This is a genomic window from Metallosphaera javensis (ex Sakai et al. 2022) (genome assembly GCA_021654415.1).
GTDB lineage: Archaea > Thermoproteota > Thermoprotei_A > Sulfolobales > Sulfolobaceae > Metallosphaera > Metallosphaera javensis.
Map to the genome: position 1 here is coordinate 2,090,237 of AP024487.1, position 20,343 is coordinate 2,110,579.

Sequence of the window (20,343 nt, forward strand, 5' to 3'; positions counted from 1 at the left end):
CAACGAAAGCATCTTTCCCATGCAGATTAAGATATCCTCAGGGGACCTGGAAGCGGTTGTGGACCAAAGGGGTGCATATCTTCGCTCCTTTAGGGTAAATGGGAAGAACGTGATTGCGGAGGGTCAGGAGAGACAAACCAGGGGAGGGATGGCCATTCTACTTCCATTTGCCAACAGGATCAAGGGAGGTAGATATGAATGGAAGGGAAAAACCTACACTCTCCCCGTGAACAGGGAAGGAAATGCCATTCATGGTTTAGTGATGGACAAGGCGTTTCAGATCCTTTCCAGTGACGAGAGAGAGGTGAGGCTTGGGTTGCAACTGGCGGATAGGGGGTATCCCTCGAGCTTGCTTATTGAAGTGGACTACCTTCTCAAGGACGGATTAACATGTGTCATCTGGGTGGAAAATGAGGGAGATGAAGCTCCCTTAGTTGTGGGAACCCATCCCTACTTTATCGTTGAGGGAGAGTGGGAAATATATCCAAACAGGGCAAAGAGATGCGTGATGAAGGATAAGATACCTACCGGAGAGATGATAGATTTCACAATAATGCAGGGCGAGTACGACGATTGCTTCCATTTGCCCGGAGACCTGACCCTTTCCTCCAGATACTCCAAGATAAAGATCTCCAAACCCGGGATGGATTTCGTTCAGCTTTACACGGGAATCCCGGGCTCTGTTGCCGTTGAGCCAATGAGCGGTGCCCCAGACGCCTTTAACAACGGAATAGGACTGCTAACCCTAGCCTCTGGGGAAAGGAGAAGGTTTGAGATCAGGATAGAGGCGCAGTTGCTGTAATGTGGACAATACAATGAGCTAGCAACCAAATCTCAGACATAGGACCTGTTCCATTTCCTGGAGAAGGTCCTTGAGCATGGGATACTCCCTCATTAGCTCATCTATCCCATTCTGCGTTATGCTGAGGATAAGCTCACCGCCTATTATGGCCTTCTGTTCAATTAAATCCTGTTTCAGGAGAGCATCCAGATCCCTCTTCAGACGTGGACCGCTGATTCCCGTATATTCCTCGATCTCTGACGTGCTGAGTTCCCCCTCCAGTAAGAGGGTCAGTATCCTTAGTTGTCTCATGTTCATTAATCAACTAGACGAGAACTTAGTAAAAAACCCTAGCTTAAGGGGGTGATATCGAGTCGAAGTTATTGAAGAGTGGGCTGGCCTAGATGAACTTGGCTATATGTCGAGAGTGGGCTTTCTAAACCTGTTAATGAGTATCCACGCCACTGCTATCACAATAACTCCAACCACAACACCGGGTATCAGGTAGGGAGGTAATCCGGTCCCCTTGGTGGCAGGGACCCCTGAAGTCTGAGTTGATGAAGTCTGAGTTGAGTTACTGGGTGGTGTAACCTTCTTGGTTGTATTGGTACTGCTGGTTGTTGATGTAGTTGTATTGGTCTGAGTCTTGGTGATCGTATTCGTCTGGTTATGAACAGGTGTGATCACGGTTCGGAGCGTGGGTATGGACGCGTTAAACTGATTCGTGAGGAAGACTGGGTTCTGCTGTCCTTTGGAGACAGAGACAAGATTATTCATCAGGGAGACGTGTAAGTCACTGCTACCCTCAGCCGTGTCAGCACCAAAGCTGTAGATGCTGGGGAAGGGATGAAGCGATCCGTTATAATAGAAAAGTGCCAGGGACGCTGAAAGGTTCTGGAAATAGGCTACCTCTCCATTTCCTCCTCCCCCGAACACCAGCTCTGCGTCATAGAAATTGAGGGTAGGCGGATAGCTGTATCCATTAACGTAGAGATAGGCTTGGGTGGCGCTTGGATCCAGAATGAGAGGGGAGTCGAACTGCTTCCAGCTCCCGTTAACCACAGTACCGTTTTCAATCAATTTATAGTCGAAGCCTACCCTCACTCCAAGCTTTTTGAGTACGGACACGTTCACAGAAACCAAAAGGGAGAGGGGTGTCCTGTATTCCACACTCTGGGTCCTGTATGTGTAATATACCCCGTTATTAAACGGTGGATAAACTCCACCCTTACCCTGAATTGTAACATTTGTGAGGGTAGCGTTTTCGTTGGTAACGTTCAGGACCGAGGACTGGAAACATAGGGTGGACTCATTGGTGATGAAAACAACGACGTTCTGTACCCAGTAGGTCTGGTTTTCCTTTCCATTCACCACAACCAGGGGAACGTTCAACTGAAGACTAGCGGAGTAAGGAGATACGTTAAGCTCCTTTGCTGACTGATTATATGCAAGTATCGAGGAAATGTTGGCAAATCCAATCACCGAAGATGCCCTAACCACGTAGGGGACCGGCACTCCGGATCTGTTAAATTGGCCATAACTGGCCACACCCATGGGAAAATCAGTCCTGTTCAAGGACAGTGGATTGGGATAGGTAGGGGCATACATAACTGAGGAGTAAATTGCCAGTATTGAGGATCCGGGATTAATCACTGTGATAGAGTAATTACCTGGGTTCAGGGTAAGTGAGCGATTCACGAAGGTCAGAGGTACATCCCTAGAGGGCCCTACAGAGAAATAAGTCACGTTACCTGAGGTCACCTGCAAGGAAAATGAGTTATTGGAGACTAGATAGAGATGTAGATGGAAGGGATAGGTCAGGTTAAGCCGGTAGTTTTCTTGGTACCCTGGAGGTAAAGTGTAGGACACCTGTGCGGGACTCAGCCTCATGGTGTACTGAAGGGTTACCTGCTGTAGATAGGCGTAAAGCACGAGATAGTATTTACCAGGGGTGAGTAAAACCTGGTTACTAAATGAGGAGTTAAGGATTGCCACACCCTTGTACGGATTACCCGTGGTGTCAAGGAACTCCTGAAACTGTGACTGATTCATTATCATTACGGCTACACTGCCTGTGGAGTTCCAAGAGTAGGAAAGTATTTCCGTGGTGTTAACGTTCAGCGGGATGTACTCATACTGGCCCGCACTGAGTATAACAGAGCTTGGTGATTCAAGTGAAAATGCGGGAAACAGCGATATTCCGAGCAATATAGTAAATAGTAGCCACTTCATGACTGAAAATTTGTTGAAAAAATAAAAGTCTTTCCTTTATTTACCACTTGTTATACTCTTCTCATCAGGAGCACTACAACTGCTACTATAATTATCACTACTACGGCTATGGCCACGTATAGTAATGCATTCCCGGAACTTGGGGATGAGGAGGTGGAGGATGTTGAGGGGGTTGTGGATGTGGTGGATGAACTGGTTGTGGATGTGGTGGATGCACCGTAAACCGCATAGTACGTGTTGGACGGATCGTCATATATCACCAGCTTGCCATTCGCAACGAAGTAGTTGGTGGAGTTCAAGGGAACTAGGGAACCGTTAACCTCCTTATAAACCACGACACTCTCGTTCTTGAGCAGAGTGACATTGAACAGTATGTTTCCGCTGGCGTTCACCACTATCTTTTGAGCCGGGAATTGATGACCGGTCATGTTAACCACGGTTTCAGTAACGTTTTCTGGCCTTGTCACGGTAACGTTAATGGCCTTTCCGCTGGGTGTTACCACAAAGAACTGATAGGTACCGTTCAGTGATACCTCAACTAGGTGGGCCCCCTCACCGTGACCATGCTCCACCACGTAGACTGGATGGGTCAGATTGACATAGGCGGTAGACTCGGCGGAGTCGTTAGAAGTTATCACAACTATCACTGGCACGCCATGTACTTCCGCCTCGGCCTCCGTCTCAGCTCTAGGAGGTTTCACGTGACCTGTGACCATCTTGAGTTCTCCGGCGACCAGGCTTGAGAAGGAATTCGAGATAATTCCCTCCCTGCTTCCCTGCTTGGAGAGGAAGCTGTTGTGAACGTATCCCAGTACGGTACCGTTAACTCCGAAGAATTCTATGGTAGAGAACTGATAGTATGACTGTCCTGATACGCCGAACTTGCCGAATCCAAGGTCCATCAGGGCGAACCCTTCTCCCTTCCACACCAGGGCAGGAACCAGTGAGCCATTGAAGTATGCTAGGGTGGTGTTGTAGTTGGTCGTGGCGTTAACGCTCCCATTGCTTACCTGTAGCTCGTCCTGTTCGGGTTCATATCTCCTCGGGAAGTTTTGCTGTACCTCTACTTCTCTGGTGGAATGAGCTACCACTGTGGAAGTTACCTGAACCAGGTTGAGGTTTTCGCTGAACTCGTGGTTGCCCACCGTAAGGGGCACAGTGATGTTAGCCAGAGACGTTCCATTTGTGAACACCAGAGTGAGCATGCCGGTTTCATTCACATAGGCCTGCGTGGTTATGGAGGCATTGGCACTGGCTAGTCCTGCCCAAACAAGCTCAGTCATTCCAGAGGTGTTAACCACTAGCCTGATGAGCTGTGGTATCTGAGAAGTCACGGTGAGAGTTCCCATAGGGGAAAGGCTCACGGTAATGTTGCCCTTGTAATCCTTCACGCTTCCAGTACTCAGCTGATATAGGGTGGAATTGCCTTGAATCTTTACGCTCTCACCAGAGTAGGTTGAGGTATAGGTAGCACTCGATACGTAATAGTAAATAGTGCCATTAAGATCGTGAAGCCCGTGAATTACGTGCAGTCCAAGACCCACGTTGTACACGCTATCATATCTCTGATAAACTACTGTTAAATTACTCTGGTTTGAGTCTGAAATAGCAGTTACACTAAAAATTGATGCAGTAATTCCCAGGGCCAAGATTACTAACATTAGGATGAAGAGTTTTTCCATCTTTATCTAAGAGGAATTGAACATTCCTCTATTTAAGACTGATTTGTTAGTTGCAGTTCCACTTGAGCGGAATATGAAAATATCTGATTAACTGACTGATTGCTCGTTGAGAAATAGATTAAATATATCTCCTTAGCTAAAAATAAAAATTATAAATCCTTTTACTTAGTTTGTATTCCAGGTCTTACTAGTTTACTTAGATCTAGTATATCATCTATTTGTTTATCACTAAATCCAAGTTCCCTAAGTGCCTCTCTGATGGACATTCCCCTGTTGAGCATTTTCCCTATCTGTGACGCCTTATCATATCCCACTATGGGTGAGATTACGGTGACCAGCGCTGGACTGCTTTCCGCATACCTCTTCATCTTCTCCTGGTTGGGGACCATTCCCTTAATCAGCAGAGAGGAGAACTTGTTCAGGCCCTCGGAAAGGAGGTCCACCTGCGTGACCACGTTCTGCCCTATCAAGGGGACTCCCATGGCCAGCTCGAATTCTCCTAGGTTTGACGCAAACTGATTAGCCTGATCCAACCCAACCACCTGTGCTGCTATCAGCATTGATGCCTCCGCTGTCACAGGGTTGGTCTTTCCTGGCATAATACTGCTCCCGGCTATCTCCTCCTGCGTAGGAAGGTCGATCTCACCTATTGCTGTCATTGGTCCGGAGAACATCAACCTGAAGTCCTGGGCCATTCTGTAAAGTTCCACGGCAACTGTTCTCATTACCCCGCTGAGAGTTAGTAGATCGGTGAGGAACCTCAAACCTCTGAAGGGGTTGGCAAGGGTAAAACCCTGCCCCGTGACCTGGTTGATAACTGCAATAACTGTCTCCCTGAACTTAGGATGAGAATTCACTCCTGTACCCACCGCCGTGCCTCCAATGGGTAGCTCCTTCACGTATTCAAGAACAGTCTTGAGCATGTTGAGATCGTGAGAGAGGGCATCTGCATAGGCGTGAAGTTCTTGACCAAGGGTAACTGGCATTGCATCCCTCAGGTGAGTCCTGCCAGACTTCACCACTGAGGAGTACCTGTCACCAGCTTCGCGCAGGGAACTCACTATCCCCTCCAGAGCCGGGATCAATTTTTCCTGGACCTGCTTCACCGCGCCTATCCTGATAGCTGTGGGTACAGTGTCATTGGAGGACTGACTCATGTTAACATGATCGTTGGGATGTACCTTTAGACCTGAAATCTGCGAGGCCCTCTCTGCAACGACCTCATTCACGTTCATGTTGAGTCCCGTTCCAGAGCCTGTCTGGAACACGTCGAGTACAATTTTGTCGTCATGTTTACCCTCCATCAGTTCCATGGATGCCTGCTCTATTGCCTTCCCAATCTGCTGATCTAGAATGCCCAGGGTAACGTTTGCCCTTGCACACGAATACTTTACAACGCCCATGGCAAAAATTAGAGATTTATGAAACCTTGTTCCCGTATTCATGAAGAGTTTGGGTGCACTTTCTGTGTATTTCATGAGATAGAGAGGTGAAATTGGCATAAAGGCTTTCCTCAGGTTGAGGGTGAGGCGATGATGTTGAGATCAGTTAAAGCGTCGTATTTCCCGAAAGGCTTGAAGGGGTGGAGAAACCCGAACCTTCAGAGAGACTTGCTTTACACTAAGGTGTTCCAGTGATCTAGAACCCTCTTTAACTTCTTCACAACGCCTGGCACGTCTCCTGTGGGAAAATACTCCCACCCGTTTAGTTCATTTTCCTCAGATGTGTAAACCTTGCTCCACTTAACGCCGTGTATATAGTAGGCGTAAATGGGCTTCACCCTCTCCATTAATTCCATGAACGAACTGAGGTCCTCGGTTTTCACCATATAGCTTCCCCTATCGCTATCCTCAACTACGGGAACGCCCTCATAGGACTCTAGTCCCTCAAGTTCGCCCTCACTCAGGGAGACGTGAAGTCTGTAACCATTATCATATTCAACGAGGAAGGCAAGAGGTTTCAACCCCAGGGCCTGTCCATACAACTTGATGAGCTCCTCCGTTTCCACCCTCTTCGTGAACGTCACTACCCTATGGGGACGGGGGAAAAGTTTCATGGAGGCCTCAGTGAATCCCCCGAGAAGGCCCTTGGAACCAATCAATCCTCTCCACTTCAGGATACCTACCGGTGTGACTACCTTAGCCCATTGTGTGAAAGAGTAAGGTGTACCGTACCCCGTGGAGATTGGATATGCCTCATTCAGTGCAAGTAAGCCCCCCACTGTACCATCGTAGAGTGATGGGAAAAGGAGATCAGATGACATGGCCTCCTCCCTTATCTTGGTCACTGAGGCACCAGCCTGCGCTACTACCTCTCCTCTCTTTATCTCGAAGCCTGACATCTTCAGTGTGGAGACAATCAAGTCTGCACTTTTGCGTGAATGTGTTCCTGTGCCCACTATGGAAACAGTCTTTCCCTCAACCCTGGCACTCCTAAGGATTTCCAGTAATTCCATGTCGTTGTTAATTTCCATGATTGTTACATTCTTCTCGTACTCCTTAAAAGGAAAAGGGCGTGTCGATGAGAATTTATTGATCTGCATGCAAAAAATTAATTGCTAACCAGTCTGAAGCGTTTTTGTGTACTTAATGCATTATAAAATACTAACAGTTATAAAATACTGTTGGTCTCTTACCACCATGTAGATAATCGAGACGCGGTTTCCTTCGTGGTGATAGGTGGAGCAGGGATAAGAATTATACCACTGGACCAGTTCGTGAATCCCTCAGAAAACAAAAACTTTATATTCTTTAGGGTGACCCTAATATTTGATGAAAAATGAATTTCCTTGAACTTTTACTGAATCCTCCTCAGGACCTAACTATTGGCGAGATTCTGGTGATTTCATTCATACTAGGTTTAATGCATGGGGCAACGCCTGACGAGCATACCTGGCCCATAACCTTCAGTTACGCTGTGGGGAAGTACAGTACCAAGGGAGGGATGAAGGCAGGTTTCCTGTTCTCTCTTGGCTTCACTGCTCAGAGAGCACTGTTGACGACTCTAGGATTCCTAGGATTGGCTGAAATCTACAACAGGTACAACCTCGATGGACCAGTATACATGATAGTGGGGATAGTAATGGCCATAGCCGGATCTTACATCCTGAAGGGGAGATATATTCACCTACCAATTGACAGGCTTCTGGGTAGTGAACATCACGATCCCATGGCCGAGAGGAACGAACTGAGGGACCCGCCCATTAAGATGACCATCGTCCACGGATTGATTGCAGGGTTTGGATTTGGAGCATATGCCTCCATCATCACCTTCGTGCTTGCACCCAGGATGCCAAGTATAATCTTTGCTCCCTTACCTGGGGTGATGTTCGGCTTGGGCACCATGACCATGCAGATAATCTTTGGGGCACTGTTTGCAAACCTGATGAAGGTGAAGAAGCTAACCGAGGAGGACATACGATACGTTGGTAGCAAAACCGCAGGCAGAGTCTTGTACTATGGAGGAGTCACGTTCTCACTGGTGGGCCTGCTCATCATCCTGTTCCCCAGCATTGATAACTGGGCATTATCCACAGGAGTCCCCATTCCTAACCTTGACGCCATAGATGTGGGGTTCCTTCTCGTTGTGACCGTTGTGGGAGTGCTGGGGGTGATCAGCATGATAATGAGCTACAGGGAAATGACCAGAACCAAGGGAAGGATTAGTAAGGAAACTAAAGCGTGACATTTTTACCACTTCAACCACTATCAGGTATGGAAAGTCTCAGATCTTTCCTCAAGGAGAGCCTAGACAAGTACGATATGCCCTTCCCCGTGGATAAGAAGGTGTGCTCAGGTTGGGCGAAGGACCTTCCCCATGGAGGAGAAACCATCATTTTCACATCCTGCATGTATCAGATTGAACCCGTGGTTCCCACCCTGAGTAAATTTTCTTCAATGACTGGGATTTTCACAGGAGCCCTCAAGGGTCTATCCTCCTTGGCCAAACTTGTAAAGCCATCCAAGGAGGAGATTGACAGGGCATACAAAATCCTGAACAACGTGGTGAATGCCCTGAGAAGGAGAGGAATCAATCCTGGTTACCTCTATGAGGACGAGCCATACAGTGGCGCCCTTCTCCTGGAGGCAGGCCTCCTAGAGGATTTCGCCAATCATGCCAGGAGAGTAGCGTCTATGCTGAGGGATAGGGGTGTGAAGAGGGTGATCACTGTGGATCCCCACACCCACAACGCATTGACTAGGTACGCGGAGTTTGTCCCCTTCGACGTGGAGGTTGTGAACTATCTCCAGCTTGTGGATGCGGAGAAGAAGATTGAGGGAGAGTTCACCATCCATGATTCATGCCTCTACTCTAGGTTCCTGGACCTGAGGGATAGGTACAGGGAGCTAATCTCTAAATCGGGAATTAAGCTAAACGAGGACTTTCTCGTGACAGGGAGGGAGACCTCAACTTGCTGTGGAGGCCCCATCGCACTGATTAACAGGGATCTGAGCGAGTCCATAGCAGAGAAGAGGGCTCAGGAGCTCAATAAGCTCTCCAACAAACTCTTGGTGGTGTGCCCCATCTGTTACATCACCCTATCGCCCCACTTCAGGGGAGAGGTGAAGGATATAGCTGAGGTGATATTATGACCTGGGAAATTGCGATCGAGAGGACAATAAGAAACAACGTCCCCAGGGTTTACAACGTTCTGGAGAAGTATCCCTACATCCTTGAGCTTGCAAGGGAGTTGAGGGAGGCAAAGTTGGAGGTTCTAAACAACCTCGAGTCCTACGTGGAACAAACAGTGGAGTCTGTGAAAAGAATTGGTGGAGTGCCACATGTGGTCGGAAACTCTGAGGAGGCTAGGGAAGTAGTCTCCAAGATAATTGGAGACAGAAAGAAGATTGTCATGGGCAAGTCAATGGTGGCCTTTGAGGTAGGATTGAGGGAACATCTCAAGAACATGGGAAAAGAGGTATGGGAGACTGACCTCGGAGAATTCCTAATTCAGCTAGCGAACGAGCCACCCTCCCACATTATAGCGCCTGCAGTTCACATGTCAAAGGAGAGGGCCGAGGAACTTGTCAGGGAAGCTCTGGGAGGGCTTCCCCCCAACTCCACCCACGAGCAGATAGTGGCCAGAGTGAGAGAGTTCCTGAGGGACAAGTTCGTCAATGCTGAGGTTGGAATAACCGGTGCCAACGCCATAGCGGCAGATACAGGTTCGATCATCCTTGTAGAAAATGAGGGAAACATTAGGTTTACCACTGTATCCCCTCCGCTTCACATTGCCGTGGCGGGTTTTGAAAAGATTGTACCCACTCTCCCCCACGCAATGATGGAGGCCATGGTTCAGGCAGCCTATGCAGGTCTATATCCACCAACATACGTTAACCTGACCTCAGGGCCCAGTTCCACTGGGGATATTGAGATGAAGAGAGTGAGCCCTGCTCACGGACCCAAGGAGTTCCACTTGGTCCTGGTTGATAACGGGAGAGTGAGGGCGTCAAAGGACCCTGACCTGAGGGAAGCCCTGCTCTGCATCAGGTGTGGGAGATGTCATCTTCACTGCCCAGTGTACAGAGCGATGGATGGAAAATGGGGCGTTCCTCCCTACTCAGGTCCCATGGGCTCCATGTGGTCTTACATCGTGTTTGGCGACCCAAAGCCCTCACTCCTCTGCACCCATTCAGGTGGATGTAAGGAGGTCTGCCCCATGAAAATAAACATCCCCAAGGTACTGGAGAAGATAAAGGCCAGGGCCTGGAGCTGACTTTTAAGCTTTCTCACCCATTCTTACCCATAGAAAAATCTCTTATTGTCACAACGCTATTAACTTGCATGAAAATCGAGAAATCCAAGATAGGAAACGCTTACTATTACCCCCTTTCCCAGCTCAAGGAAATGGGGTTTGATGTAGAGAAATATCCCTATTCCATAAAAATCCTCATAGAGAACGTCCTTAGGAACCTCGATGGCGAGAAGATCACGGAAGAGGACCTTGAGGTTATTGCCGGATGGAAAACCGGTAAGGACTTCGCGTTTTCTCCTACCAGGGTCATCATGCAGGACTACACTGGAGTTCCCCTGCTGGTAGACCTCGCAGCCATGAGATCAGAGTTACAGAGGAGAGGGAAGGATCCCTCCCGCGTCAATCCCAGACTACCCTCTGACCTGGTAATAGATCATTCTGTGCAGGTGGACTATTTTGGAACCGAGTATTCCCTGTCCCTTAACATGAGGAGGGAATTTGAGAGAAATGAGGAGAGGTATAAGTTCCTGAAGTGGGCCCAGGGAGCTTTCACCAACCTGAGGATAGTTCCCCCAGGTAATGGTATCATCCACCAGGTTAACCTGGAGTTCCTGAGCAAGGTTGTGGACCTCAGGGAACATAAAGGCGTTCTCACCGCGTTTCCCGAGATTGTGATCGGAACAGATTCCCACACAACCATGGCAGACGGTATTGGGGTACTGGCCTGGGGAGTGGGAGGTCTTGAGGCCGAGGCGGTCATGCTTGGGGAACCATACTACATGACGGTGCCCGAGGTTGTTGGTGTTAGACTCACGGGAGAAGTGAGAGAGGGAGTGACTCCAACCGACGTGGTGCTATACATTACCGAGACGCTTAGGAGAAAGGGAGTTGTTGGAAAGTTCGTGGAGTTCTTTGGCCCCGCCCTCTCCCATCTGTCTGTGCCAGATAGAGCCACCATAGGAAACATGGCCCCTGAATACGGTGCCACCGTGGGTTACTTCCCCATTGATGACCAAACTCTGAATTACCTCAGGGCGACTGATAGGGACGCAAAGATGGTGGGAGAATACGCTAAGGCTCAGGGCATCTTCTACGGAGTGGAACCCAAATACACCGATGTGGTGAACATTGACCTATCCGATGTGGAACCGTCTCTGGCCGGGCCTAGAAATCCCGATGAGAGGGTACCCCTAAGGAAAATGGCCGAGCTAAAGACGGGTAACAAGAAAGGAAAGAAGATAGCAGACGGTAGTGTGGTGCTGGCCTCAATCACCAGCTGTACCAACACCTCAAATCCAACGGTAATGCTGGGGGCCGGAATACTGGCTAGAAAGGCAGTCGCTATGGGTCTCAGGTCCATGAACTACGTCAAGACAAGCATGGCACCTGGGTCACCAATAGTGGTTAAGTACCTGAATGAGGCTGGGTTAACCCCCTACCTGGAGGCATTGGGTTTCCACGTTGTGGGATTTGGATGCACCACATGTATTGGGAATGCCGGTCCCCTACCCAGTGAGGTCGAGGAAGATCTGAAGCAGGGGATTGAGGGATATGCTGTCATCAGCGGAAACAGGAACTTTGAGGGTAGGATAAATCCCCTGCTTAAGGGAACATACCTGGCGTCTCCAATACTGGTGGTGGCATATGCGCTGGCTGGAAGGATCAACATTAACTTTGAGAACGAACCTCTGGGCATAGATCCTAACGGTAAACCGGTTTACCTAAAGGACGTATGGCCGAGCATGAAGGAAATATCATCTTATCTCACGCTGGCATTGAACCCCAAGTTCTACAGTGAACAGAAGGGAAGGATATTCGATGGCGATGAAAACTGGAAACAATTGCCTGTTGAAGGAGGCTTGACCTTTGCATGGGATCCAAAGTCCACGTACATAGTGGAACCTCCGTGGTTCAAGGAGAGCTCAGAATTCAAGGAAATTAGAAACGCCAGAATTCTAATGATGCTAGGTGACAAGGTAACCACGGATCACATCTCCCCAGCAGGTCCCATAGCCAAGGACTCGGATGCTGCAAAGTATCTTGAGGAGAGGGGAGCTAGGGAGCTCAACACCTATGGTGCAAGAAGAGGAAACCACGAGGTTATGCTGAGAGGTGGATTCGCGAATCCCAAGGTGAAGAACATTCTCGTAAATAGTGAGGGCGGGTTCACCGTTCATTATCCCGATGGCACTGTGGACACGGTATACAAGGTTGCTATGAGGTACAAGAGCGATGGAGTACCCCTGGTCATATTTGCAGGGAAGCAGTACGGAACTGGAAGCTCAAGGGATTGGGCAGCCAAGGTAACTGCGCTACTGGGAGTAAGGGCTGTGATAGCGGAGAGTTTCGAAAGGATCCACAGAAGTAACCTGGTGGCCATGGGCGTCATCCCGGTGGAAGCAGACTGGAAGTCTCTGAACCTGAAGGGAAATGAGATTGTAGACGTGGAGCTGGATGAAATGAAACCGCGAACCACTGTAACCATAAGGGTCAGAGGGGAAACCGAGAGAACATTGAAGGGAATGGCCAGAATTGATACAAGGACTGAGCTAGAATATGTAAGAGATGGTAACATACTGAACTACGTCTTCAAGAGAGTCATGCAGGACTAGGGCCTTAGGAGCTGTTCAGATGCCTCACTGCCCGCCTAGTTTCTGCGTCTGTAGTCTTGACATAAACCCACTCTTTCCAAGTATCTCAGAAGAGGAAAAAGTAAAAACGGAATATAACTTAAATAGAGTTGGCTTTACTGCTTCATTGGCAAAATTTTTACAGAGTTCTCATTTTCATCGAACACTACTCTAACTAGGTCCCCTTCCTTTATCTGAAACTTTTGTCTGATTCTAGCAGGTATGGTAACTTGATAGTTTCTGCTCACTTTAACTATATCTTCTACTGCCATTTTTATCCATATCCATTACTTACTCAGCGTTTATAATATTTTCTATATACTTTCGACGGAGATGACAGGCAGTATAAAAAAAATTTGGTGAAAAGTTCTATTTGAATCTTCATTAGATTTTCTTTATCTTGGGAGGTTCAAAGTCATTGAAAATCCAATTCAACACCAGGATTTTAAATGGGGGACCTTACACTTGTTTGGATACGCTTGATACTTGGAAGGGCCCTGGGCAAACAGTTGCTGGAGGCGGGAATAGACGACCTATACATCAAGGGACTGAGAAGACCTTTCCTGCAACATGTAGCCCTGAAGCTTGTCCTTTATGATTGGGGATTGAAGCGAGGGATTTACTATGGGAAAAAGATAGGTGAGGAGTATGGTATATCGTTCCTGAGTGGAAAGGGAATGGAGATGTCAACTGAGTCTCCCCATCCTCAGGGGGAGAAGTTCCCATTCCAGGCCCCCACTTTTCCGCTTTTCGTGATAGACCTGTCACTCTGGGACAGGCATTCTCAAGACGAAAAGAGGAAACTGGTGAACCAAATCCTGATGGTGATTTCAACCCTGAGAAAGTATCTCTGGGACTACAACCTGTCCCTCAACCACACCACGCAGGAATTTGAAGAGATGCTAAGGGATGTGGCCTTCTTCAACAAGGTTAGAAGAAACGCGGAGCCCGTAAATGCAATTGTCCTGGATCCATACGCGGAGAAGGAGGCGACAGAGGAAATTCTGAAGAGCGCGAGTACCTTCATACTGGGCGGAATTGTGGACGATTCTGGATGGAAATATGCAACTAGGGAGATGGCAGGAATTGCCGGATATCATCAGACGAGGGTGAAGATTACACTTCGTGGGTCCAGAGTTGGAGTGCCAGACAGGCTGAACAGAATAATCTCCATAGTGCTGAGGGTGAGGGAGGGGCAAAGTCTGGAGGATAGTATACTCGAAGAGCAGTCCAATGCCGACAAGTTCGCCCGTCTCCTCCGGGATACCACCTTGAACGGGGACCTGGAGGGAAATGCTCAATGGTTAAGGGCTGGGGAGAAACTCAAGGAGAGAGTGAAAAAGATCATCAGTCGAACTCGGCCTGGATCTTCTTCTTCCCTTCGATGAGGGACCTGGGAAAGGGAAAGTTCTTGACCTCCTCGAGAGTTATTCCCTTGGACTTAAGCTCTATCACTGCTTTCCTGAGGTCCTCCCTGTGAGTGGCGTATTTCACGGCATCCCTGATGGCGGTCAGGTCTGGATCCTGTGGCCTGAACCTCTCAGCACTTATCACATCCCATCTGTTTCCCTGTTGCCTGATGAAAACTACGTCCTGGAAATAGTCAGGGACCACGTGGTTAACCCCTGCAACGAAATATTCACGATATCTGTAAACTGAGAACATACAAACATCTTATAACCACGGTTAAAGAAATTTCTCCCATGAAGATAGACTACGTCATAAAGGCCATGGCTGAGCTCATAGATGATTACGAGACTGTCTATGTCGGTCTAAACTCCATTCCTGCCCTGCTTGGAGCTTTTCTGGCCAGAGATATGATGGATAAGGAGATAAGAATAATCGGAGTGGCAGAGGCTGATAACCCCAAAAGTATCCTCCTCTCGCCTTCCACGGGAGACCCCTTCTTCCTTGATGGAGCACCAGTGATGATCACTGCCGACTCCTTTGACCTAGCCCAGAAGGGAGAACTTGACGTCATGTTCCTAGGTCCCGCACAGATAGATCAAGAGACTAATGTGAACTTGTCTGCAATAGGAGACTACAGGAGACCATCGGTGAAACTTCCAGGAGGGGCAGCGACTGCATACCTGATGCCGCTGGCAAACAAGTTAATTCTGTGGAACCTGAAGCACTCCAAGAACACCCTAGTTAACAGGGTTGACTTCGTCACGGGAACTGCCAAGTATTCCAATAACAAGGTGTTCCTAGTGACCAATCTGGCGGTACTAAGGTTTGACAGGGAAAGAAAGAAGTGGATGGTTAAAGCAGTGATGCCGTGGGCCACGCCAGAGAACATAATCCAAAATACCGGCTTTCCCGTGGAGATAGAGTCCACTAGAATTGTTACGTTGTATTATGATGAAATAGAATACCTTGATATGCTTGATCCGAGCAATCTAAGAACTGCTCTGGAGTTTTAACTGGCTCAAGCTTCGCCCAACAATTTCATTATTGCCTCGTAATCGGCGTCGTACAGAGGATACATACTTGTGGGCTCTGCTCCGCGCGGGGCATGCACCACAGCATCCACGTAAATGGAATTTATTGTTGGCCTCCTTCCATAAAAGTAACTTTCGTCCACTATCTCCTCTGCCGTAATGATCACCGTCTTCGCTGCCTTGGCCTTGTACTCATCTTCATATAATGGTCCCAGGATTTCTGCGTTACCGTGCTCATCCGCCCTATTAACGTGAATTATCGCAACATCGGGGACAATGGCCTTAACCAAGAGAATCTCCTCTCCGGTGAACGGATCCTTTGAAACTTTCCAAGTTCCAACCTCTTCATGTATCTTAACTAGATCGCTACCTATAACTCCCTTAACAGGCATGAAGGGAAGACCGCTCGCTCCGGCCCTAATTCCGGCTATGAAGGCCCCACAGGTATCTTCGAGTAGTTCAATCTCCCCGTTCTCAACCTTTTTCCTGAAAGTGGGCAACATTCCGAACCATTCAAGGGTTGCCATGGCCACCCTGACCCTATTGACCACGTTATGTTTCAATAGTACCTCAAGGGCCACCCCTGGCTCCCTGTCAATAAACCCCAGTTCCTCGTATTCATACTCCACAAGGATATTCACGAACGCCATGGGATTCCTGTGAATGGAAATTCCGCTCATGGTAATGATATCCCCTATCCTCACAAGGGACATGGCCTTCTCAAGGGAAACTAGCTTGGACATAACGGAATGTTCGGTATTTATTGTAATTAACTTTTCTAGATGAGTGATGGAGGTTGAAACTACCTGATCTTTTTGCTCTCCACGATCCAGAACCCATCCTTCAGGGCAAGCGAAACAACGTTAAATTTCACGAGGAATTTCAGGGCCTCTGAGGGCTTTACACCCCCAAATAACTTATCCCTGAACACCAGAAAGAACCTACCACCCCTTCTCGTAACCCTATGAGACTCCCTGACCACATCATAATCTAGTATCTCGTAAGCAATTACGTTGTCAAAAACTTCATCGCGAAAGGGAAAGGGATGGACTCCATGTATCAAGTCCCCTAACCCGGAACCCGATAGGCAGGCCACATGATTCTCAGCACACCAACCCACTCCCAGAGTTTTACCTTTAACCACTATCTCTGGGAATTTTCCAGCCATCTGGTCAAATCTCACTATCCTGTCTCCGTTCACTATGACGGGATAAGCAGAGGACAGGAGGCCAATCTCGCCCCTCAACATATCACGACCCATAATCAGATCAGCATCTGGAAGAACTGACGACCTCCCCATACTGGCACTAACTTTTTCCACTGTTCCATCTACGGTTTCAATGTAAATGGCCCTCCACAAAGGTGCTATACTGTCCTTATCGTCCTTGAGAATGGCAAGCTTCACGGAGAAGGGATATGTTTCATCCAATAAATATTTTCGTCTAAACTAATTAGATGATCGTGTTCTTCAGTTCCTAGACGGAAACCAGTCCTACGAGAGTTAAGAAAGTTGCATTTCTTTCAATTCTGCAGATAGATCAGTTACGGAAACCATACCAACAATCTCGCCCTCGCTATTGGTCACGGGTAAATGTCTGATCTTCTTTTCAGCCATAAGCTTTGCAGCCTGTATTATATCAACTTCCTCGTTCACCGTTACCAAGTCACGCATAGTTGCTACTGTCCTTAACTCATCCATAGCTGAGGCGCCATTGGCTATAGCTCTTACTGCGTCCCTATCCGTGAATATCCCCTTAGGCTTCCCATTATCGGTTACAATAACCGATCCTACGCCCTTCTCCAGCATTAACTTGCAGGTTTCCTGAAGCGTGGTATTCGCTTCCACCTGAAATACGGGAGAACTCATTACATCTTTGACTCTCTTCATAGGTAATCATAGGTCCACAATGGAAATAAGCTTTGTTGAAGAGGATGACTCGATCCGTTTCCGTATATAACTTATTGTTCCCAGTAGGCTTTCAACTCTATCTTCTTGGGCTCACCGTATTGTAACACGTCATCGATTACCTGTTTAAGGTATTCCTCAGACTGCACTCCCCTTATGAGCCACTTCTCATTCACAAGAAGAGCTGGAACTCCCTTAATTCCCATTGCTTTAGCTTCTTCCTCGTCCTGTATCACCGCAAGCTTAGCCTCTTTGGACTTGAAATCCCGCTTAAACCTGTTTATATCGAGACCTATCTGCTCGGCTATTGAGATCAGGACTTGATCATCATTTACGTTTTCTCCTTCCATAAAGAATTTCTCCTGAGCCAGTGTGAAGTATTCCCAATGACCCTCATCCCCCCGTTGGAATTCAGCGGCCTTACAGGCCATGAGGGGTGGCATGGACCAGATGTGACCTATTTTACCCTTTTCAATTACTTTCTTGGGATCGTAATCGGGGAAGTACCTAGTCAGTATGGAGAACTCGCTCTTGAATAGTTCTCTCGCGTCCTCAGGAGTGGGTGCTGCGGCTATTAGGTCATCAAGGGATGATATTATCATGAATGCCTTATGCTTAACGTGAACGTCCTTATACTCCGAAACCACTTTCTTTAACCTCTTGTTGGTAACGTAGCAAAAAGGGCACAACACGTCATGAAAGAATGTTATCTGCATCAAGTTGCCTCTTTTACCCCTATTTGTCCACGCTTTTAAAACGATCGTACTAATCTAGAGAAAAAAACAAAAAATCAATTTAGATCTGAAGTCCTGCCAGGGAGGCCAATTCCTTGATTTTCTGGACATCCTCCATGATGTCCTTCAGCTCTCCTTGAAGTTCCTGCAACTGGGACATGCTGTTTATTATTTCCTCTAACTGCTTCCAGTAGTACTTCATGACAAGGTCTATCTGATACCTTTGCATCGTTATCATTCCCAGGAGGACGGCAAGCTTGGGCATGATGCCCTTGGAGACGAGGATCTTCTCGTGTTTGACTGAGATATCGTTCAAGTTGTCCAGTAGATCAAACAGATAGCCCCTGATCTCCTCAAGTTGCTTCTCTCCAGGCTTTACGAGTTCTTCCGCCATTATTTATCGAAAAAACTTAAATAAATAGGGCTTTAAGTCTTTCTCACTTTCCAAGTTACATCCACGTCGATACTTCTCATGAGGGTATCCTTAAGAGGACATCTCCGCATGGATAGCTCCATGACCTTCTCTATCCTTTCGTCATCAGAGTAAACCGTAAGATCGTACTTAACCTGTAGTAGCCCAGGGGGCACGTTGGGATCTCCCTGAAAACCCTTGGGATCCAGCATTCCCTCAATATAACCTTCGACTCCCTGAAGTTTAACCCCCATTTCCCTAGAGATGTAGTAGATGGTCAGTATCATACAGGAAAGCGCGGCCCCAAGCATTATCTCCTCCGGAGTAGGATCCTCCGATCCAATGAGACCTATCCTCAGCTCCACGTCCTTAACGCTCACCAGTGCAGTCTCTCCCTCCAGCTTAGCCTCAGCTGTGAAAGTGATCATGGTTTCACCTAATTGATCAACCCAAGGTCCCTGAATATAGCAGCCTCAGTTGCGAATCTCACGTAAAGTTTCGTTCGCTCCTGCTCTGAGAGGGTCCTTCCCAGTTGCCTCTCCATGTCATCTATCTGCTTGCTTATTACCACGCTTATGTTTGTCTCAATGGAAGGTTTGTTCACCTTGAACATAAGGTAGATATCCATGAGAAATTTGTACATTTCCTCGTCCATGTTAAGCAGATATTGACCCACCGCCGGGATTTGTTGGCCGTTAAAATCCACCATTCTTCCCTTAAAGTATGGCCTCCACGTCAGCATGTTGGACTTAACAAATTCCCAGGAGGGAGGAAATCCCCTGTACTCATCAACTGATGGAACGTTAACCACCTTGTACTCATTGCCATCTATCTCTATTATTGCCTCAACCTCTAGCTCAAGGTTTCCCACTTTCTCGATCAAAATTTCACTTGTAAGAGAGTAGACTTTCTCCCGTAAAGGTTTTTTCCTTTTGTCTGAAAATGATATCGGTGGAAAATATGCAAGCTCAGGTTTCAGATCCATGCGTGGAGGAGTGCTTCAAGCCAAAGGGAGAATGGAAATTCACGGATATATCGGAATGCCTTTCCAGATGTTCCTCGGTCAAAGTAACAAAGCCGTGATCCCATGAAAGTAAGGGAAGTAATGACTAGGGACCTGGTTAGGGTGGAGCCTGGAACCCCCTTAAGGGATGCAATAGCCCTTATGCTTGAGAGAAGGATAAGAAGGTTAGTCGTGGGGAAAAGTCAGGGTATAGTGACCATCAGGGATCTTGTGTACGGATGGATAGAAGGGGCTAGGGCTGTGGAGGACGTGATGAGCGGGGACCTCCTGATGATTTCCCCAGAGGCTGATACGAAACAGGCATGTAAAATAGTGACAGGAAAGGGTGTGGGGTCGCTCCTGGTGATAGAAAATGAGGATGTGGTTGGTATTGTCACGGAAAGGGACCTTCTCCGATCTCAGACTGTGAACGAAGAAGTTAAGGTGGGCGACGTAATGAAGGTAGATCCCCTGATCTCCGCCCCTGAGACCAAAGTGCTGGAGGTAATCAAGGCAATGAAGGAAAACTGGGAGAGGCACGCAGTAGTTGTGGAAGAGAGCCTTCCCGCTGGCGTCGTGTCAATACGTGATGTGGGCAGGGCTATCCTTGAGGGCAGGACCGGATCACCCGTCTCAGACATAATGAAGAGGCCAGTTTTCAGGACAACTCCAGACTCGTCCCTGGAGATTGCCAGAAAAATAATGGTCCAGGAAAACGTGGGATTTCTCCCAGTGGTGGACTCCAGAACCCTCCTTGGTAGCGTAGAGGAGAGGGAGATCCTAGCTGTAATTGCAATTTAACTCTATATTTTTATAATGTTCCAAAA

At 47.8% G+C, this 20,343-nt stretch carries 22 protein-coding genes; 8 read left to right on the forward strand and 14 right to left on the reverse strand.

What is annotated here, in order from left to right:
* The first annotated feature begins 19 nt into the window (after positions 1 to 19).
* A complete protein-coding gene (locus tag QVC96_RS11720) occupies positions 20 to 802 on the forward strand; it encodes an aldose 1-epimerase (protein ID WP_287689364.1) in 783 nt (260 codons plus the stop codon).
* An 18-nt stretch (positions 803 to 820) separates the two neighbouring features.
* On the opposite strand, the gene QVC96_RS11725 is transcribed toward QVC96_RS11720, so the two are convergent.
* From QVC96_RS11725 to QVC96_RS11745, 5 genes are all read right to left on the reverse strand, one after another.
* Positions 821 to 1,093, reverse strand: coding sequence for an ArsR family transcriptional regulator (locus QVC96_RS11725; protein WP_287689365.1), 273 nt, complete (start codon positions 1,091 to 1,093; stop codon positions 821 to 823).
* Positions 1,094 to 1,195: 102 nt separating this feature from the next.
* Positions 1,196 to 3,013, reverse strand: a complete 1,818-nt coding sequence (locus QVC96_RS11730) for a thermopsin (protein WP_287689366.1) — start codon at positions 3,011 to 3,013, stop codon at positions 1,196 to 1,198.
* A gap of 50 nt (positions 3,014 to 3,063) precedes the next feature.
* Positions 3,064 to 4,695: a hypothetical protein gene (locus tag QVC96_RS11735; protein WP_287689367.1), complete on the reverse strand. Its 1,632-nt coding sequence runs from the start codon at positions 4,693 to 4,695 to the stop codon at positions 3,064 to 3,066.
* A 161-nt stretch (positions 4,696 to 4,856) separates the two neighbouring features.
* Positions 4,857 to 6,173 (reverse strand): class II fumarate hydratase, encoded by a 1,317-nt coding sequence (locus tag QVC96_RS11740; protein ID WP_287689368.1) that lies wholly within the window; start codon positions 6,171 to 6,173, stop codon positions 4,857 to 4,859.
* Between the two features lie 137 nt (positions 6,174 to 6,310).
* Complete coding sequence (locus QVC96_RS11745; RefSeq protein ID WP_287689369.1) at positions 6,311 to 7,168, reverse strand: FAD-binding protein; 858 nt, start codon at positions 7,166 to 7,168, stop codon at positions 6,311 to 6,313.
* A gap of 305 nt (positions 7,169 to 7,473) precedes the next feature.
* Here QVC96_RS11745 and QVC96_RS11750 point away from each other — a divergent pair, with 305 nt between their 5' ends.
* The 4 genes from QVC96_RS11750 (at position 7,474) to acnA (ending at position 13,002) form a co-directional block, all read left to right on the forward strand.
* Positions 7,474 to 8,379 carry a hypothetical protein gene (locus tag QVC96_RS11750; RefSeq protein ID WP_287689370.1) on the forward strand — a complete coding sequence of 302 codons (906 nt, stop codon included), beginning with the start codon at positions 7,474 to 7,476 and terminating at the stop codon, positions 8,377 to 8,379.
* A 29-nt stretch (positions 8,380 to 8,408) separates the two neighbouring features.
* Positions 8,409 to 9,287: a (Fe-S)-binding protein gene (locus QVC96_RS11755; RefSeq protein WP_287689371.1), complete on the forward strand. Its 879-nt coding sequence runs from the start codon at positions 8,409 to 8,411 to the stop codon at positions 9,285 to 9,287.
* On the forward strand, positions 9,281 to 10,411 hold the full coding sequence (locus QVC96_RS11760; RefSeq protein WP_287690494.1) for a lactate utilization protein B: 1,131 nt from the start codon (positions 9,281 to 9,283) through the stop codon (positions 10,409 to 10,411). The genes QVC96_RS11755 and QVC96_RS11760 overlap by 7 nt, the downstream gene beginning before the upstream one ends.
* A gap of 68 nt (positions 10,412 to 10,479) precedes the next feature.
* Positions 10,480 to 13,002 carry an aconitate hydratase AcnA gene (acnA, locus tag QVC96_RS11765; protein ID WP_287689372.1) on the forward strand — a complete coding sequence of 841 codons (2,523 nt, stop codon included), beginning with the start codon at positions 10,480 to 10,482 and terminating at the stop codon, positions 13,000 to 13,002.
* Positions 13,003 to 13,136: 134 nt separating this feature from the next.
* On the opposite strand, the gene QVC96_RS11770 is transcribed toward acnA, so the two are convergent.
* On the reverse strand, positions 13,137 to 13,292 hold the full coding sequence (locus tag QVC96_RS11770) for an AbrB/MazE/SpoVT family DNA-binding domain-containing protein (RefSeq protein ID WP_012021412.1): 156 nt from the start codon (positions 13,290 to 13,292) through the stop codon (positions 13,137 to 13,139).
* Between the two features lie 207 nt (positions 13,293 to 13,499).
* Between QVC96_RS11770 and trm10 the strand changes: the two genes are divergently transcribed.
* On the forward strand, positions 13,500 to 14,408 hold the full coding sequence (trm10, locus tag QVC96_RS11775) for a tRNA (adenine(9)-N1)-methyltransferase Trm10 (protein WP_238025214.1): 909 nt from the start codon (positions 13,500 to 13,502) through the stop codon (positions 14,406 to 14,408).
* Here the strand turns inward: trm10 and QVC96_RS11780 are convergent.
* Positions 14,368 to 14,685 carry a hypothetical protein gene (locus QVC96_RS11780; RefSeq protein ID WP_238025213.1) on the reverse strand — a complete coding sequence of 106 codons (318 nt, stop codon included), beginning with the start codon at positions 14,683 to 14,685 and terminating at the stop codon, positions 14,368 to 14,370. The genes trm10 and QVC96_RS11780 overlap by 41 nt on opposite strands.
* Positions 14,686 to 14,714: 29 nt before the next feature.
* Here QVC96_RS11780 and QVC96_RS11785 point away from each other — a divergent pair, with 29 nt between their 5' ends.
* A complete protein-coding gene (locus QVC96_RS11785) occupies positions 14,715 to 15,443 on the forward strand; it encodes a CoA-transferase subunit beta (protein WP_425597999.1) in 729 nt (242 codons plus the stop codon).
* Between the two features lie 5 nt (positions 15,444 to 15,448).
* On the opposite strand, the gene QVC96_RS11790 is transcribed toward QVC96_RS11785, so the two are convergent.
* The 7 genes from QVC96_RS11790 to QVC96_RS11820 form a co-directional block, all read right to left on the reverse strand.
* A complete protein-coding gene (locus QVC96_RS11790) occupies positions 15,449 to 16,204 on the reverse strand; it encodes a CoA transferase subunit A (protein ID WP_287689373.1) in 756 nt (251 codons plus the stop codon).
* A 59-nt stretch (positions 16,205 to 16,263) separates the two neighbouring features.
* Entirely contained in the window at positions 16,264 to 16,866 is a 603-nt protein-coding gene (locus QVC96_RS11795; protein WP_287689374.1) for a methylase, read from the reverse strand.
* Positions 16,867 to 16,962: 96 nt separating this feature from the next.
* Positions 16,963 to 17,349, reverse strand: a complete 387-nt coding sequence (locus QVC96_RS11800) for a CBS domain-containing protein (RefSeq protein ID WP_238025209.1) — start codon at positions 17,347 to 17,349, stop codon at positions 16,963 to 16,965.
* Between the two features lie 71 nt (positions 17,350 to 17,420).
* Positions 17,421 to 18,083 carry a DsbA family oxidoreductase gene (locus QVC96_RS11805; protein WP_238025208.1) on the reverse strand — a complete coding sequence of 221 codons (663 nt, stop codon included), beginning with the start codon at positions 18,081 to 18,083 and terminating at the stop codon, positions 17,421 to 17,423.
* 79 nt (positions 18,084 to 18,162) lie between these two features.
* On the reverse strand, positions 18,163 to 18,495 hold the full coding sequence (locus QVC96_RS11810) for a hypothetical protein (RefSeq protein ID WP_238025207.1): 333 nt from the start codon (positions 18,493 to 18,495) through the stop codon (positions 18,163 to 18,165).
* 32 nt (positions 18,496 to 18,527) lie between these two features.
* Positions 18,528 to 18,941 (reverse strand): OsmC family protein, encoded by a 414-nt coding sequence (locus QVC96_RS11815; RefSeq protein ID WP_238025206.1) that lies wholly within the window; start codon positions 18,939 to 18,941, stop codon positions 18,528 to 18,530.
* An 8-nt stretch (positions 18,942 to 18,949) separates the two neighbouring features.
* Positions 18,950 to 19,396, reverse strand: a complete 447-nt coding sequence (locus tag QVC96_RS11820; RefSeq protein WP_238025205.1) for a hypothetical protein — start codon at positions 19,394 to 19,396, stop codon at positions 18,950 to 18,952.
* A 204-nt stretch (positions 19,397 to 19,600) separates the two neighbouring features.
* Here QVC96_RS11820 and QVC96_RS11825 point away from each other — a divergent pair, with 204 nt between their 5' ends.
* Positions 19,601 to 20,317: a CBS domain-containing protein gene (locus QVC96_RS11825; protein WP_238025204.1), complete on the forward strand. Its 717-nt coding sequence runs from the start codon at positions 19,601 to 19,603 to the stop codon at positions 20,315 to 20,317.
* The last annotated feature ends 26 nt before the right edge of the window (positions 20,318 to 20,343 follow it).

Coding starts and splice junctions, on each gene's coding strand:
- QVC96_RS11805 (WP_238025208.1), bottom strand. CDS start 18,083: ATGCAGATAACATTCTTTCATGACGTGTTGTGCCCTTTTTGCTACGTT.
- acnA (WP_287689372.1), top strand. CDS start 10,480: ATGAAAATCGAGAAATCCAAGATAGGAAACGCTTACTATTACCCCCTT.
- QVC96_RS11815 (WP_238025206.1), bottom strand. CDS start 18,941: ATGATCACTTTCACAGCTGAGGCTAAGCTGGAGGGAGAGACTGCACTG.
- QVC96_RS11770 (WP_012021412.1), bottom strand. CDS start 13,292: ATGGCAGTAGAAGATATAGTTAAAGTGAGCAGAAACTATCAAGTTACC.
- QVC96_RS11730 (WP_287689366.1), bottom strand. CDS start 3,013: ATGAAGTGGCTACTATTTACTATATTGCTCGGAATATCGCTGTTTCCC.
- QVC96_RS11750 (WP_287689370.1), top strand. CDS start 7,474: ATGAATTTCCTTGAACTTTTACTGAATCCTCCTCAGGACCTAACTATT.
- QVC96_RS11720 (WP_287689364.1), top strand. CDS start 20: ATGCAGATTAAGATATCCTCAGGGGACCTGGAAGCGGTTGTGGACCAA.
- QVC96_RS11825 (WP_238025204.1), top strand. CDS start 19,601: ATGAAAGTAAGGGAAGTAATGACTAGGGACCTGGTTAGGGTGGAGCCT.
- QVC96_RS11735 (WP_287689367.1), bottom strand. CDS start 4,695: ATGGAAAAACTCTTCATCCTAATGTTAGTAATCTTGGCCCTGGGAATT.
- QVC96_RS11810 (WP_238025207.1), bottom strand. CDS start 18,495: ATGGCGGAAGAACTCGTAAAGCCTGGAGAGAAGCAACTTGAGGAGATC.
- QVC96_RS11755 (WP_287689371.1), top strand. CDS start 8,409: ATGGAAAGTCTCAGATCTTTCCTCAAGGAGAGCCTAGACAAGTACGAT.
- QVC96_RS11780 (WP_238025213.1), bottom strand. CDS start 14,685: ATGTTCTCAGTTTACAGATATCGTGAATATTTCGTTGCAGGGGTTAAC.
- QVC96_RS11800 (WP_238025209.1), bottom strand. CDS start 17,349: ATGAAGAGAGTCAAAGATGTAATGAGTTCTCCCGTATTTCAGGTGGAA.
- QVC96_RS11740 (WP_287689368.1), bottom strand. CDS start 6,173: ATGAAATACACAGAAAGTGCACCCAAACTCTTCATGAATACGGGAACA.
- QVC96_RS11790 (WP_287689373.1), bottom strand. CDS start 16,204: ATGTCCAAGCTAGTTTCCCTTGAGAAGGCCATGTCCCTTGTGAGGATA.
- QVC96_RS11745 (WP_287689369.1), bottom strand. CDS start 7,168: ATGGAAATTAACAACGACATGGAATTACTGGAAATCCTTAGGAGTGCC.
- QVC96_RS11725 (WP_287689365.1), bottom strand. CDS start 1,093: ATGAGACAACTAAGGATACTGACCCTCTTACTGGAGGGGGAACTCAGC.